Source organism: Bacillus sp. FSL M7-1020, from assembly GCF_038050415.1.
GTDB lineage: Bacteria > Bacillota > Bacilli > Bacillales > Bacillaceae_G > Bacillus_A > Bacillus_A toyonensis.
The window spans coordinates 521,162-535,610 of record NZ_JBBOTW010000001.1; the positions used below are offsets into that span (position 1 = coordinate 521,162).

Consider the following 14,449-nt stretch of genomic DNA (forward strand, 5'->3'; position numbering starts at 1 on the left):
ATTGAGGAGATTACATGGAGCAACAAGGCAATACAAATAGAAAGTTGTTGTTAATTGGTTTAGTAATTGCGATGCTATTTGCTGCGTTAGACGGAACAATCGTTGGTACAGCGATGCCGCGTATCGTTGGTGAACTTGGCGGACTAAGCTTAATGACATGGTTAACAACAGCTTATATGTTAACATCAACGACAGTCGTACCAATTGCAGGTAAATTAGCGGATTTACTTGGGCGTCGTAACGTATATATAACAGGGCTAGTTATTTTTATGATTGGTTCAGCGTTATGTGGTATGGCAAATGGTATGACAGAATTAATTATTTTCCGTGGTATTCAAGGTCTTGGTGGCGGTATTATGATGCCGATGGCTATGATTATTATTGGAGACATGTTCACGGGAAAAGAACGTGCGAAATGGCAAGGTATTTTTGGTGCGTTATACGGTCTTGCTTCTGTAATTGGACCACAAGTTGGTGGTTGGATTGTAGACGCAGTGAACTGGAGATGGGTATTCTACATTAACTTGCCAGTCGGTATTTTAGCAACAATCTTTATCGCAATGGGATTAAAATCACATAAACAAACGGGACCAATTAAAATTGATATCGCTGGAATCTTTACGATGATTCTTGGTGTTGTAAGTTTATTACTTGCGTTAACGTTTGGCGGAAAAGATTACGCATGGGATTCTTGGCAAATTATCGGTTTATTTGCACTAGCTGTAATTGGTATCGTTAGTTTCGTTATCGTTGAAACGAAAGCTGAAGAACCAATTTTACCGATGCATTTCTTTAAAAACCGTACGTTTACAATACTTAATGCGATTGGATTCTTTATGAGTATCGGAATGTTCGGTGCGATTATGTTCGTACCATTCTTCATGCAAGGTATTGTAGGAGTAAGTGCTGCTGAGTCGGGAACGATTATGACACCGATGATGATTACAATGATTGTTATGAGTATTATTGGTGGGCAACTTGTATTAAAAGTCGGTGTAAAACCACAAATTATCGCAGGTATGCTTATTATGGCTGGTGGTTTCTGGTTATTAACAACGATGGATATGCACACAACTAAACTGACTGCAACTTCTTATATGATGGTTATCGGTTTAGGAATGGGTCTTGTAATGCCGACATTAACATTAGCGTTACAAGAAAGCTTCCCGAAAAAAGACCTTGGTGTCGTAACATCATCAAGTCAGTTTTTCCGTCAAATCGGTGGGACATTCGGTATTACAATTTTAGGATCAATTATGAATAACACGTCAGGTACAACATTAACAAATAAGTTAGTACCTGTATTAGATACATTCCCGAAAGAAGCGGGACAAATGGTAACAAAATTTAAAGATATGATTCATACAGACCCACAAGGTTTATATTCGATGCTATTTAGTCCAGAGGCATTAAAACAAATGCCAGAAGCATTTGCTAACAGTATCGTACCAATTTTGAAAAATTCTTTAGTAGACTCACTTCATACTGTATTCTTAACAGGATTAGTATTTATCGTAGTAGGCGCTATTTTTACGATTTTCTTACAGAAAATTAAACTGTCGGATCGTAAAAAAGATGCTGAAAAGCCTGCTGTAGAAGAACAAGAAAAAACTGTATCATATACGTAATGAAAAAGCATCGCCATTAGGCGATGCTTTTTTGAGTATAACCTTAAAAGCTTTTTTGTGAGAAATGATTGACGTATTTTTATAAATGCGTTATATTATTTTCTGTAAACGGTTACATGAAATGAGGAGAAAAGAGAATGAGTACGATTAAAGACGTTGCGAAATTAGCGGGAGTATCTGTTGCGACCGTTTCCAGAGTGTTAAATAAAAATGGATATGTTCATGAGGATACGTTAAAGAAGGTAGAACGAGCAATTGAAATGCTAGATTATAAACCTAGTACAGTAGCGCGTTCTTTATATAATAAAAAATCTCGTTTAATTGGGTTAGTAGTTCCAAATATCGTGAATCCATTCTTTCCAGAAGTTGCACGTGCCGTAGAAGATGTAGCACATAAACAAGGTTACACAGTTGTCCTTTGTAACTCTGATGAAAGTTTAGAAAAAGAGAAACAATACATTGATGTACTTAGACAAAATAATGTAGATGGATTTATTGTAGCAACGAATCCACAAAATAGTATAAATTACATGAATTTATCAGTTCCAGTCGTTGCGATTGACCGTATGTTTAATGAGCGTATTCCTACTGTATATGCTGATAACTATGCAGGAAGTCAGGATGCGACAAGGTTGTTAATAGATAAAGGATGCAAACATATTGCACATATTCGTGGACCACGTGATGTAAGTACAGCGAATGAGCGTTTTGAAGGTTTTGTAGATATCATTACGCAAAATAATCTTTCATATATGATTGCAGAGAGTACATTTGACCCAGCAAATAGTGAGCGTGTAGCAATGGAATTATTAGAAGAATACCCGCATATTGATGGTATTGTTGCTGGGAATGATTTAATTGCAATTGGTATTGTAAAGGCTGCACTTCAAAAAGGAATGGCTATTCCTGACGATTTACAAATTATCGGATTCGATGGAATTTCTTTAACAGAAATGATGTATCCATCTATTACAACTGTTGCACAGCCAATATATGAGATGGGGAAAATTGCAACAGAGTTGTTGTTAGAGCAAATGGAAGGAAATGCATTGGAAGAGAAACACTATCGTTTACCGATTAAAATTATAGAAAGAAATACAACGAAGTAAGGAGATGAAACAGATGCCAAATATTGCAGTAGTAGGTAGTATTTCAATGGACTTAGTGGCTGTTTCAAAGAAACGGCCGAAAGCAGGAGAAACAGTAATTGGTGAAGCATTTCATACGATCCCAGGAGGGAAAGGGGCGAACCAAGCAGTTGCTGCAGCTAGATTAGGTGCCAATGTAGCAATGGTTGGAGCAGTAGGAAATGATGATTACGGAACAGTAGTTAGAAAAAATTTAGAGAACGAACGTGTTTTTATCGACTATGTGGTACCGGTTACAGATAGAACGACAGGAATTGCTCATATCGTTTTAGCAGAAGAGGATAACAGTATTGTTGTCGTACAAGGAGCAAATGCTCTTGTGAATGAATCGGTTGTAAATCGTTCAAAAGATCTTCTCGTAAAAGCTGATATGGTTGTTCTACAATTAGAGATTCCGCTTGAAACAGTAAAGTATGTTCTATCTATTTGCGAAGAACATAAAATTCCAGTTATGTTGAATCCAGCGCCAGCACAAGTGTTATCAGAAGACATATTAGAAAAGGCAACGTATATTACGCCAAATGAACATGAGTGCCGCATTGTATTAGATGATTTTACATCACCAATTGAAGATTTACTGGCGAAATATCCAAATAAACTATTGATGACAGAAGGTTCTAACGGTGTTCGTTTCCATAATGGTACGGAGATTCTACATATTCCTAGCATTGCTGTTGATGTAGTGGATACGACTGGAGCTGGTGATACATTTAATGGTGCGTTAGCAGTTGCACTTTCTGAAGGAGAAACGCTTCAAAAAGCAATTCGTTTTGCGAATATTGCTGGAGGCCTTTCTGTAACAAAACTTGGGGCACAAGGCGGTATGCCGACGAGAGATAGAGTACGTGAAGTGCAGGTGATTGTCGGATGAAAAAGCACGGTGTATTAAACAGTGAGATTGCGGCAGTCCTGGCTTCACTCGGACATACAGATACGCTTGTAATTGCTGATTGCGGATTACCGATTCCTGATGGAGTAAAGCGAATTGATTTAGCTGTTGAACTTGGAAAGCCGAGTTTTTTAGATGTATTACAAGTTGTAGCTGATGATATGGCAATTGAAAAAGTGACGTTAGCAGAAGAAGTCATTATCAATAATGCGGAAGTAAATAAAGAGATTGAGCTGCAATTAAAAGAACCAGCATTTGAATATGTATCACATGAACAATTTAAAGAAAATACAAAAAAAGCGAAGGCAATTATCCGTACAGGAGAGGCTACGCCTTATGCCAATGTAATTTTGCATGCAGGCGTGATTTTTTAATAAAGGGAAGTGATGAGAATGCGTATTGAAATGAAAAACATTTCAAAGGCGTTCAGTGGAAATCCTGTTTTGAAGAATGCACAGTTTATGATTGAAGCAGGAGAAGTCCATGCATTGATGGGGGAAAATGGAGCGGGTAAATCGACGCTCATGAAGATTTTAACAGGTGTATATACAAAAGAAGGTGGAACAGTCACGATTGATGGGCAAGAACGCACTTTTAAAAATGCGAAAGAAGCGGAAGAGTACGGCATTGCATTTATACATCAAGAACTGAACATATTGCCAAATTTAACAGTAGCTGAAAATATGTTTCTCGGTAAAGAGTTAATGTATGGGAAAACAGGTGTTTTACGTACTCGTCAAATGAACGCGATTGCGCAGCAGCAATTGGCGGAGCTAGGATTACATGTAAAAGGTGCTATGTTAGCAGGAGAGCTATCAGTTGGACAACAGCAAATTATTGAAATTGCGAAAGCATTGATGACAAGCGCAAGCGTTATTATTATGGATGAACCAACTGCGGCACTGACGGATCGTGAAATTGAAACGCTCTTTACAGTTATAAATAAGTTACGTAAAGAAGGGGTTTCATTCGTTTACATTTCACACCGCATGGAAGAAATATTCTCAATATGTGATGCTATTACAATTTTGCGTGATGGAGAATATGTAGGGAAAAGATTAATTCCGGAAACGTCATTTGATGAAGTAGTGAGTATGATGGTGGGGCGCAGCATTGGTGAACGTTACCCAGAGCGAAATAGTCAAATTGGTGAAGTAATTTTTGAAATGCGTAACGGAACGAAAAAGGGGAAATTTGAAAATGTTTCGTTTCAAGTTAGAAAAGGTGAAATTCTTGGTGTAGCTGGCTTGATGGGAGCTGGTCGCACAGATATTATGAAAGCGATATTTGGATATGAACCTTTAGACTCTGGACAAATTTTTATAAACGGACAAGAAGTAAAGATTGATAGTCCGATAGATGCAATTAGACAAAGAATTGCTTTCATTACAGAGGATAGAAAGTCTGAAGGATTAGTGTTAGATTTCTCAATTCGAGAAAATTTAGCGTTACCGAATTTAGAAAGTCTTTCAAAGGGAAGTGTCCTTAGTAACGAACTAGAACAACAGTTTACAGAGGACATGATGAAACTTCTTAATGTGAAAGCATCTAGTGGAGAGCAAGCGGTGAAATCTCTTTCTGGTGGAAATCAGCAAAAGATTGTAATTGCGAAATGGTTAGGTATTCATCCGCAGTTACTCATTTTAGATGAGCCAACAAGAGGTGTGGATGTTGGAGCGAAAAAAGAAATTTACTCTATTATGAATAAGCTTACTGAACAAGGAGATGCCGTTATTATGGTATCATCTGAGCTGCCCGAAGTTTTAGGGATGAGCGATCGAGTTCTTGTTATTCATGAAGGAAAAGTCGGCGGTATTTTAGGGAAAGATGAGGCATCACAAGAGTCTATAATGGCACTAGCTACAGGGGGAGAGTAAGGATGGCTAAGAAGGGGAATGTATTACAACAACTCGGTTCTTTAATCGGTTTAGTATTAATTATTGTCGTAATTACAGCTTTAAATCCAGCATTTATTGAAATTCCAAATTTATTTAATATACTGCGTCAAGTATCGATTAATGCGCTTATTGCATTCGGAATGACCTTTGTAATTTTAACAGGGGGTATTGACTTATCGGTAGGTTCTATTTTAGCATTATCAAGTGCACTTGTTGCTGGAATGATGGCAAGTGGCATGGACCCGTTCCTTGCAATGGCAGTTGGATTACTTGCTGGTCTTGTAATGGGAATTGTAAACGGTATCATCATTGCGAAAGGAAAAGTAGCTCCATTTATTGCGACTTTAGCAACAATGACTATTTTTCGTGGGTTGACGCTTGTTTATATGGACGGACGTCCGATCACTGGTCTTGGTGATCATTTAATGTTCCAAATGTTTGGCCGCGGTTATTTTCTTGGTATTCCGGTACCAGCTGTTACAATGATGATCGCTTTCGCAGTGCTGTACTTCATTTTGAAGAAAACGACATTTGGTCGCCGTACATTTGCAATTGGTGGAAATGAAGAAGCAGCAGCACTATCAGGTATTAATGTTACGAGAATTAAAGTAATGATTTACGGTCTTTCCGGAATCTTGGCAGCGCTTGCAGGTATTGTCTTAACATCACGATTAGATTCAGCACAGCCGACTGCGGGTACTTCTTACGAATTAGATGCAATTGCAGCAGTTGTATTAGGAGGGACAAGTCTTTCTGGAGGAAGAGGATGGATTGTTGGTACATTCATCGGTGTACTTATTATCGGTGTACTAAATAACGGTTTAAATTTATTAGGTGTATCTTCTTTCTTCCAACAAGTTGTAAAAGGACTTGTAATCTTACTAGCTGTATTAATTGATCGTCGAAAAGAAGCGTAATGGAGGGGCAGTTCATGAAGAAATGGTTACTTATACTCGTTGCATGTATTATGGTCATTACTGCTGGTTGTTCAATGGAACCACCAGAATGGGCAAAGGATTCTAGCGATAAAGGTCGAAATAAAACTATTAAAGTTGGATTCTCTGTTTCAACTTTAAACAATCCATTTTTCGTGACTTTGAAAAAAGGTGCAGAAAAGAAAGCGAAAGATAGTGGCATTGAATTGATTGCTGTTGATGCACAAAACGATGCAGCAAAGCAAACGAACGATGTTGAAGATTTAATTCAAAAAGGTGTGGACGTAGTTGTTATTAATCCAACCGATTCAGATGCTGTTGCTTCAGCAGTAAGTGCGGCAAATGCAGCGAATGTTCCTGTTATTACAGTAGACCGCGTTGCGAATTCAGGTAAAGTTGTTTCGCACATTGCTTCTAACAATATCGAAGGTGGTCAAATGGCTAGTGATTACATTCGTGAATTAGTTGGCGGGGGAGCGAACGTTGCTGAGTTAGAAGGAATCCCTGGATCCTCAGCTGCTCGTGAGCGTGGGAAAGGATTCCATAACGTAGCTGATAAGTCTTTAAAAGTAGTAGCAAAACAAGCAGCTGATTTCGATCGTGCAAAAGGTTTATCTGTTATGGAAAATATTTTGCAAGCGAATAGCGATATTAAAGCGGTATTTGCTCATAACGATGAAATGGCATTAGGGGCACTTGAGGCATTAAAATCTGCTGGGAAAACGGATGTAGTAGTTGTTGGATTTGATGCAACAGACGATGCTGTGAAAGCGGTTAACGATGGGCGTATGGCTGCAACAGTCGCTCAAAAACCGGAATTAATCGGAGAGAAGGCGATGCAAACAGCAAAAGAAATAACACAAGGTAAAAAAGTGGACAAATCTATTCCGATTGAATTAGAGCTTATTAAAAAAAATAAATAAATATAAAATGAAAATTAGGAAGGAAGAATAACAAATGAAATTCTTTATTGATACAGCAAACATTAACGAAATTAAAGAGGCAAATGCATTAGGCGTAGTAGCTGGAGTAACGACAAACCCATCACTTGTAGCAAAAGAAGGCGTAGATTTCCATGAGCGTATTCGTGAAATTTGCAGCTTTATAGAAGGACCTGTAAGTGCAGAAGTAATTAGCTTAGAAGCTGATAAAATGATTGAAGAAGGAAAAGAATTAGCGAAGATTGCTCCAAACGTTGTTGTAAAAGTACCGATGACAACGGAAGGTTTAAAAGCAGTAAAAGCATTTTCAGATTTAGGAATTCGTACAAACGTTACATTAGTATTCTCAGCAGTTCAAGCATTACTTGCAGCTCGCGCTGGTGCGACATACGTTTCACCATTCTTAGGTCGCCTAGATGATATCGGTCATAACGGTATGGACTTAATTCGCCAAATCGCAGAAATCTTTGCAATTCACGGCATTGAAACAGAAATCATTGCAGCATCTGTACGTCACAGCGTTCACGTAACTGACGCAGCACTAAATGGTGCACATATTGCAACAATCCCAGCAAACGTAATTGCTTCATTAGTGAAGCACCCATTAACAGATCAAGGGATTGAGAAATTCTTAGCTGATTGGGAAAAAACACAAGAGAAATAATATGAAATCGAGAATCCTAGTTTAATTGACTAGGGTTCTTTTTTTATTTGAAGGAATTTTCATGCAATTTTGCATATTGTCTTTTAAATTTTTAATATAAGCTATTTAATATATACAAATCACTCTTTGTTTTTTATATTTCGATATAAAGTAAAACTTTAATCAGTGGGGGGGTCATCCCCCATCGGGCTTTTACGGGAAGTTATCTCCCGCCTAACTTCCTCGCGTTCGTCGAATTTTGAGGTGGGAGTCTTACTGCCCAGCAAATAGTGGGATAAAAAGATAGAGGGTCTGACCAGAAAACTGGAGGGCATGATTCTATAACAGAAAGCTTAACGTTTATAGAATTATGCCTTTTTATATAGGGAGGGTAGAAAGCGGGGATTTCGATTTAAATGCACTTATTTATCTGAATTTTAAGTTTTATAAAAGGAGAGACAGAGGATGAAAAGAAAAGCTCCATTTAAAGTACTATCAACGTTAGCAATTGCGGCAATTATCGGATGTACATCTGTAATGAGTGCTCCGTTAGCATACGCAGAAACGCCAGCGAAAGAAAAAGATAATGTGTCTACAACACCAATTGATTACAATTTAATTCAAGAAGATCGTTTAGCGGAAGCGCTGAAAGAAAGAGGAACAATTAATCCAGCATCTTCTAAAGAAGAGACGAAAAAAGCTGTCGAGCAGTATATTGAAAAGAAGCAAGGAGATCAAGCGAATAAAGAAATTCTTCCAGAGGATACGGCAAAAGAAGCATCTGATTTCGTGAAAAAGGTAAAAGAGAAGAAGATGGAAGAAAAGGAGAACGTAAAGAAGGCTGAAAAAAATGTTAGCCCTGAGCAAAAGCCGGAACCAAATAAAAAGCAATTGAATGGACAAGTTCCAACTTCTAAGGCAAAGCAAGCTCCATATAAGGGATCTGTTCGATCTGATAAAGTATTAGTGCTACTCGTTGAATTTAGTGATTATAAACATAATAATATTGATCAAACACCAGGTTATATGTATTCGAAAGACTTTAGTAGAGAACATTATCAAAAGATGTTGTTTGGTAATGAGCCTTATACATTATTTGATGGTTCGAAAGTAAAAACGTTTAAACAATATTATGAAGAGCAGTCTGGCGGTAGCTATACGACAGACGGATATGTAACGGAGTGGCTAACTGTTCCAGGAAAAGCATCTGATTATGGAGCTGATGGTAGCAGTGGTCACGATAATAAAGGACCAAAAGGTGCACGTGATTTAGTGAAGGAAGCTTTACATGCAGCTGCTGAGAAAGGGTTAGACTTATCTCAGTTCGATCAATTCGATAGATATGATACAAATGGCGATGGGAATCAAAATGAACCTGACGGTGTAATTGATCATTTAATGGTAATTCATTCTGGTGTTGGTCAAGAAGCTGGTGGCGGTAAATTAGGTGATGATGCAATTTGGTCACATCGTTCAAAATTAGCTACAGATCCAGTAGCGATTGAAGGGACAAAATCAAAGGTAGATTACTTTGGTGGAAAAGTAGCAGCGCATGATTACACAATTGAACCAGAAGATGGCGCTGTAGGTGTGTTTGCACATGAATTTGGACATGACCTTGGTTTACCGGATGAATATGATACGAAATATACTGGAAATGGTTCACCTGTTGAAGCTTGGTCATTAATGAGTGGAGGCAGTTGGACAGGAAAAATTGCAGGAACAGAGCCGACTAGTTTTTCACCACAAAATAAAGACTTCTTACAAAAGAATATGGGTGGCAACTGGGCGAAAATTTTAGAAGTAGATTACGATAAAATTAAGCGTGGTGTAGGAATTCCTACATATATTGATCAAAGTGTTACGAAATCAAATCGTCCAGGTGTTGTACGTGTTAATTTGCCAGGTAAGAGTGTTGAAACGATTAAACCTGAGTTTGGAAAGCATGCATATTATAGTACAAGAGGAGATGATATGCACACAACACTAGAGACACCATTCTTTGATTTAACAAAAGGAACAAATGCAAAATTCGATTATAAAGCAAATTATGAGTTAGAAGCAGAGTGCGATTTTGTTGAAGTACATGCAGTAACAGAAGATGGAACAAAAACATTAATTGATAGACTTGGAGAAAAAGTAGTACAAGGAGATAAAGATACAACAGATGGGAAATGGATTGATAAATCATACGATTTAAGTCAATTTAAAGGGAAGAAAGTGAAACTACAATTCGACTACATTACAGATCCAGCTGTAACATATAAAGGTTTCGCGATGGATAATGTAAGTGTAACTGTTGATGGACAAGATGTGTTTTCTGATGATGCAGAAGGACAGTCAAAAATGCAGTTAAATGGATTCGTTGTTTCTGATGGGACAGAGAAGAAAGCTCATTATTATTATTTAGAGTGGAGAAACTACGCTGGATCAGATAATGGATTAAAAGCAGGAAGAGGTCCGGTATACAATACAGGTCTTGTCGTTTGGTATGCAGATGATAGTTTCAAAGATAACTGGGTTGGGGTGCATCCAGGTGAAGGATTCCTTGGGGTTGTAGACTCTCATCCAGAAGCGTTTGTTGGTAATTTGAACGGGAAACCAGCGTACGGTAATACAGGCATGCAAATTGCAGACGCTGCATTTGCATTTGATCAAACACCAGCATGGAGTGTAAATTCATTAACACGTGGACAGTTTAATTATGCTGGATTACAAGGTGTTACAACATTTGATGATTCAAAAGTATACAGTAACAAGCAAATTGCTGATGCAGGACGAAAAGTGCCAAATCTTGGTCTTAAATTCCAAGTTGTTGGACAAGCAGAGGATAAGTCTGCAGGTGCTGTTTGGATTAAGCGTTAATAAAATAAAAGCACATTCTTCATATGGAGAATGTGCTTTTTAATTTGTACAGTAAGTTATTATTTTAGTTTATGTAATACAAGTGTCTGTTCATATGTAGTGTATCAAATTATGTGGGGAAAGGAAATATTTCCGAGGAAATTGTCGAAGTATCGTCGGTATTTATTCAGTTTCTTTTTTTAAGGAAGAAAGTAGTATTGCTTTTATACATAAGCTTATTTACAGTATTACTTGGTTATACGCAAAAGTAATCTATATTAGGCGAAAAAAGAGCTCTATTCGATAGAGCTTTTTTTTGTGAGTAGAAAGGAGAAGTTATAAATGAAAGAAACAATTGTATGCCCACAGTGTGAAGGAAATATTACTGCATAACATATTATCGACATCCCACATCTTTTTTCATTAAGGTGTCCACATTGTAAGGTGAAGCTGAAAGAAATAAGGATAACGCCATGTTTAATATTAGCGGCAATTTGTATAATCCCACTGTTTATTATGATTGGTGAGAGCATTAAAGAATTGCTAGGAAAATATTTTTCTATTATAGACAATGTACCAACCGTACTTATTTTCTTCTTATTTTGTTATCCGTTGTATTATTTCTATGAAAAATATAATGCCAGCTTATTTATTAAGTATGGTTTATTGAAAGTGAAAAATTGAACAGGAGCTTATCATTATGTTGTGGAAAATTTATTTAGTAATTGTAGCGATATTAACTATTACTTCATTAATAAGAGGGATGTTTCAAACACCAATTCAAAAATTTGATTTTGTAGTGTCCATTATTACGTGGATAGGGCTATTTGGTTTTGTCTTCGATGTAGAAATATTAACCTCAATCGTTTGGAAATGCATCTTCGTGTTTAGCATTATTTGGACTTTGAGTGCCGTTTTTATTTTACGTTTATATGAAGAGAAGGATGAACCGCTACCTTTTATATTCAAATTAATTGGTGTGATCCCAACTTTGCCGTTATATTATGGGTTATATCAATATGCATTTTAAAAAAAGACAATGATGGAATTAACCCATCATTGTCTTTTTTACTTTGCTTCTTACGTAAATCATACTGGCAAAGGTTAATAAGAATGCAGTTCCGATAATGAAGCTGACGCTAGGTGATGCCCCGATTGCTCCAACTGTAAAGGAACCAGCAACAACTCCTAATGAGAAGAATGCATAAAATAATCCGAAGGCTTTCCCGCGATTATCATCTGTCGTATTTTCAACAAGTAATGCATTTATCGATGGGAAAAGGATAGCGAATCCAATGCCATAAATCATCATAACGATAAAGAGCATGCCTTTTGTTGCGAATAATCCAAGTAAAGATAACGCTAATGCCATTACTGCAATACCAATTAGCATTAGTTTTGAGCGATTAAATCGATCGTAAATACGATTTGTTGGAAGTAAGAAGAAGAGGATAGCGGTAATTCCGAATACACTTAGCATCATACCTGTTGTAGATGCTTTAAGTGCTAATGCCTCAACTTTTACTGGTAACATATATGTGACAATTCCTTGTGAAAACATTAGAGTGAAAGCACCAATATATGCCTGTAATAACGGTTCTGATTTCAATAGTTCAAACATATCTTCTTTGTTCATCATTTGTGTTCTTGATGTATTTTTTCTTGACACGTTATTTGGTAAGAAGAATAGAGATACGATTGTACCAAGAACCATTAAAATAGAAATAGTAATGAAAACCCATTCTATTCCAGCTGTCGCTTTCATAATGCCACTGAAAGCAGGACCTACGATAGCCGCTGTTCCAACAGCAGCACCAGATAGAGCCATTGCCTTACCTTGCTTTGCTGAATTTGTTTGTTTTGATAAAAATGTAAAGGCAGCAGGAATTAAAAATCCGTCACTAAAACCGTGCATAAAGCGCACAACTAATAGTTGTTCACCACTTTGAACAACGGTATATAACAAGACTATGAAACTCGTAAATCCCATGCTTATATAAAGTATTTTTTTTGCACCAAATTTATCGACGGCAGCTCCAGCAATAATATTACCAATCATATTAGCAAATGAGTACATACCGACAACTAGCCCAATAATAAGAGGAGTTCCTCCAAGGCTTTGAGCGAACGTACTCATAATAGGTAATTGTGAAAATGTATCTAAAAAAGCTACGATAACAATAAAGTAAATAAAATATTTCAAGCGATATTCACCTCTCCTATGCTATTATGGCATACTGCTAATTTCAACTGCAATGAAATTGAATTAACAGATGTGGAAAAAAGTACAAAGTGACAAAATATTGAACGTTATTTGTTAAAATTTAGTGAAAGTGAGATTGTTTTTTTGAAATATATGGATATAAGTATTATAATAGATTTGTAAACTTCACCAGGTTAAGTATATACATAGAGAGGGATGTTTAAAATGAAAGCATTACTTTGGCATAATCAACGTGATGTACGAGTAGAAGAAGTACCAGAACCAACTGTACGACCAGGAGCAGTAAAAATTAAAGTTAAATGGTGTGGTATTTGCGGGACAGACTTGCATGAATATTTAGCAGGGCCAATTTTTATTCCGACAGAAGAGCACCCATTAACACATGTGAAAGCACCTGTTATTTTAGGTCATGAATTTAGTGGTGAGGTAGTTGAAATTGGTGAAGGTGTTACATCTCATAAAGTGGGAGACCGCGTTGTTGTAGAACCAATTTATTCTTGTGGTAAATGTGAAGCTTGTAAACATGGACATTACAATGTTTGTGAACAGCTTGTTTTCCACGGTCTTGGTGGAGACGGCGGTGGCTTCTCTGAATATACAGTAGTACCAGAAGATATGGTTCATCATATTCCAGATGAAATGACGTATGAACAAGGTGCACTTGTAGAACCAGCAGCAGTAGCAGTTCATGCAGTACGTCAAAGTAAATTAAAAGAAGGGGAAGCTGTAGCAGTATTTGGTTGTGGTCCAATTGGACTTCTTGTTATCCAAGCAGCTAAAGCAGCAGGAGCAACTCCTGTTATCGCAGTTGAACTTTCTAAAGAACGTCAAGAGTTAGCGAAATTAGCAGGTGCGGATTACGTATTAAATCCAGCAACTCAAGATGTATTAGCAGAAATTCGTAACTTAACAAACGGTTTAGGTGTAAATGTTAGTTTTGAAGTAACAGGTGTTGAAGTTGTACTACGTCAAGCAATTGAAAGTACAAGTTTCGAAGGACAAACAGTAATTGTTAGTGTATGGGAAAAAGATGCAACAATTACTCCGAACAACCTTGTATTAAAAGAAAAAGAAGTTATCGGTATTCTTGGATACCGTCACATCTTCCCAGCTGTTATTAAATTAATTAGCTCTGGTCAAATTCAAGCAGAGAAATTAATTACGAAAAAAATTACAGTGGATCAAGTTGTTGAAGAAGGATTTGAAGCACTTGTAAAAGATAAAACACAAGTGAAAATTCTTGTTTCACCTAAATAATAAAGAATTGAAAAAAGTAGCCCTTTTCTAGAAATAGAAGAG

13 protein-coding genes are annotated in these 14,449 nt (G+C 37.0%); 12 read left to right on the top strand and 1 reads right to left on the bottom strand.

Features of this window, described 5'->3' with window-relative positions:
* Window positions 1-14: 14 nt before the first annotated feature.
* The 11 genes from MHB70_RS02515 to MHB70_RS02565 all read left to right on the top strand — a co-directional run bounded on the left by MHB70_RS02515 (window position 15) and on the right by MHB70_RS02565 (window position 11,956).
* Window positions 15-1,628 carry an MDR family MFS transporter gene (locus MHB70_RS02515; protein WP_000437659.1) on the top strand — a complete coding sequence of 538 codons (1,614 nt, stop codon included), beginning with the start codon at window positions 15-17 and terminating at the stop codon, window positions 1,626-1,628.
* 137 nt (window positions 1,629-1,765) lie between these two features.
* Window positions 1,766-2,737 carry a ribose operon transcriptional repressor RbsR gene (rbsR, locus tag MHB70_RS02520; RefSeq protein ID WP_000104025.1) on the top strand — a complete coding sequence of 324 codons (972 nt, stop codon included), beginning with the start codon at window positions 1,766-1,768 and terminating at the stop codon, window positions 2,735-2,737.
* Between the two features lie 13 nt (window positions 2,738-2,750).
* Window positions 2,751-3,647 (top strand): ribokinase, encoded by an 897-nt coding sequence (rbsK, locus tag MHB70_RS02525; RefSeq protein ID WP_001132876.1) that lies wholly within the window; start codon window positions 2,751-2,753, stop codon window positions 3,645-3,647.
* Window positions 3,644-4,039 carry a D-ribose pyranase gene (rbsD, locus tag MHB70_RS02530; RefSeq protein WP_000716145.1) on the top strand — a complete coding sequence of 132 codons (396 nt, stop codon included), beginning with the start codon at window positions 3,644-3,646 and terminating at the stop codon, window positions 4,037-4,039. The genes rbsK and rbsD overlap by 4 nt, the downstream gene beginning before the upstream one ends.
* 18 nt (window positions 4,040-4,057) lie before the next feature.
* Window positions 4,058-5,542, top strand: a complete 1,485-nt coding sequence (gene rbsA, locus MHB70_RS02535; RefSeq protein ID WP_061530695.1) for a ribose ABC transporter ATP-binding protein RbsA — start codon at window positions 4,058-4,060, stop codon at window positions 5,540-5,542.
* Between the two features lie 2 nt (window positions 5,543-5,544).
* Window positions 5,545-6,480, top strand: a complete 936-nt coding sequence (locus MHB70_RS02540) for an ABC transporter permease subunit (protein WP_001074641.1) — start codon at window positions 5,545-5,547, stop codon at window positions 6,478-6,480.
* 14 nt (window positions 6,481-6,494) lie between these two features.
* Window positions 6,495-7,421 carry a ribose ABC transporter substrate-binding protein RbsB gene (gene rbsB / locus MHB70_RS02545; protein WP_000758982.1) on the top strand — a complete coding sequence of 309 codons (927 nt, stop codon included), beginning with the start codon at window positions 6,495-6,497 and terminating at the stop codon, window positions 7,419-7,421.
* 34 nt (window positions 7,422-7,455) lie between these two features.
* Window positions 7,456-8,103 (top strand): fructose-6-phosphate aldolase, encoded by a 648-nt coding sequence (gene fsa / locus MHB70_RS02550; RefSeq protein WP_000667666.1) that lies wholly within the window; start codon window positions 7,456-7,458, stop codon window positions 8,101-8,103.
* A gap of 444 nt (window positions 8,104-8,547) precedes the next feature.
* Window positions 8,548-10,947, top strand: a complete 2,400-nt coding sequence (inhA2, locus tag MHB70_RS02555) for a M6 family metalloprotease immune inhibitor InhA2 (RefSeq protein ID WP_000822999.1) — start codon at window positions 8,548-8,550, stop codon at window positions 10,945-10,947.
* A 375-nt stretch (window positions 10,948-11,322) separates the two neighbouring features.
* Entirely contained in the window at window positions 11,323-11,610 is a 288-nt protein-coding gene (locus MHB70_RS02560) for a hypothetical protein (protein ID WP_225988027.1), read from the top strand.
* Window positions 11,611-11,626: 16 nt separating this feature from the next.
* A complete protein-coding gene (locus MHB70_RS02565) occupies window positions 11,627-11,956 on the top strand; it encodes a hypothetical protein (protein ID WP_000964464.1) in 330 nt (109 codons plus the stop codon).
* A gap of 18 nt (window positions 11,957-11,974) precedes the next feature.
* On the opposite strand, the gene MHB70_RS02570 is transcribed toward MHB70_RS02565, so the two are convergent.
* Window positions 11,975-13,129, bottom strand: coding sequence for an MFS transporter (locus tag MHB70_RS02570; protein ID WP_000873261.1), 1,155 nt, complete (start codon window positions 13,127-13,129; stop codon window positions 11,975-11,977).
* A 225-nt stretch (window positions 13,130-13,354) separates the two neighbouring features.
* Between MHB70_RS02570 and bdhA the strand changes: the two genes are divergently transcribed.
* Window positions 13,355-14,407, top strand: a complete 1,053-nt coding sequence (gene bdhA / locus MHB70_RS02575; RefSeq protein ID WP_000645832.1) for a (R,R)-butanediol dehydrogenase — start codon at window positions 13,355-13,357, stop codon at window positions 14,405-14,407.
* The last annotated feature ends 42 nt before the right edge of the window (window positions 14,408-14,449 follow it).

Bases quoted from the DNA above. Each gene is read 5' to 3' on its own strand.
- MHB70_RS02515 (WP_000437659.1), top strand. From the start codon at position 15: ATGGAGCAACAAGGCAATACAAATAGAAAGTTGTTGTTAATTGGTTTA.
- rbsR (WP_000104025.1), top strand. From the start codon at position 1,766: ATGAGTACGATTAAAGACGTTGCGAAATTAGCGGGAGTATCTGTTGCG.
- rbsK (WP_001132876.1), top strand. From the start codon at position 2,751: ATGCCAAATATTGCAGTAGTAGGTAGTATTTCAATGGACTTAGTGGCT.
- rbsD (WP_000716145.1), top strand. From the start codon at position 3,644: ATGAAAAAGCACGGTGTATTAAACAGTGAGATTGCGGCAGTCCTGGCT.
- rbsA (WP_061530695.1), top strand. From the start codon at position 4,058: ATGCGTATTGAAATGAAAAACATTTCAAAGGCGTTCAGTGGAAATCCT.
- MHB70_RS02540 (WP_001074641.1), top strand. From the start codon at position 5,545: ATGGCTAAGAAGGGGAATGTATTACAACAACTCGGTTCTTTAATCGGT.
- rbsB (WP_000758982.1), top strand. From the start codon at position 6,495: ATGAAGAAATGGTTACTTATACTCGTTGCATGTATTATGGTCATTACT.
- fsa (WP_000667666.1), top strand. From the start codon at position 7,456: ATGAAATTCTTTATTGATACAGCAAACATTAACGAAATTAAAGAGGCA.
- inhA2 (WP_000822999.1), top strand. From the start codon at position 8,548: ATGAAAAGAAAAGCTCCATTTAAAGTACTATCAACGTTAGCAATTGCG.
- MHB70_RS02565 (WP_000964464.1), top strand. From the start codon at position 11,627: ATGTTGTGGAAAATTTATTTAGTAATTGTAGCGATATTAACTATTACT.
- bdhA (WP_000645832.1), top strand. From the start codon at position 13,355: ATGAAAGCATTACTTTGGCATAATCAACGTGATGTACGAGTAGAAGAA.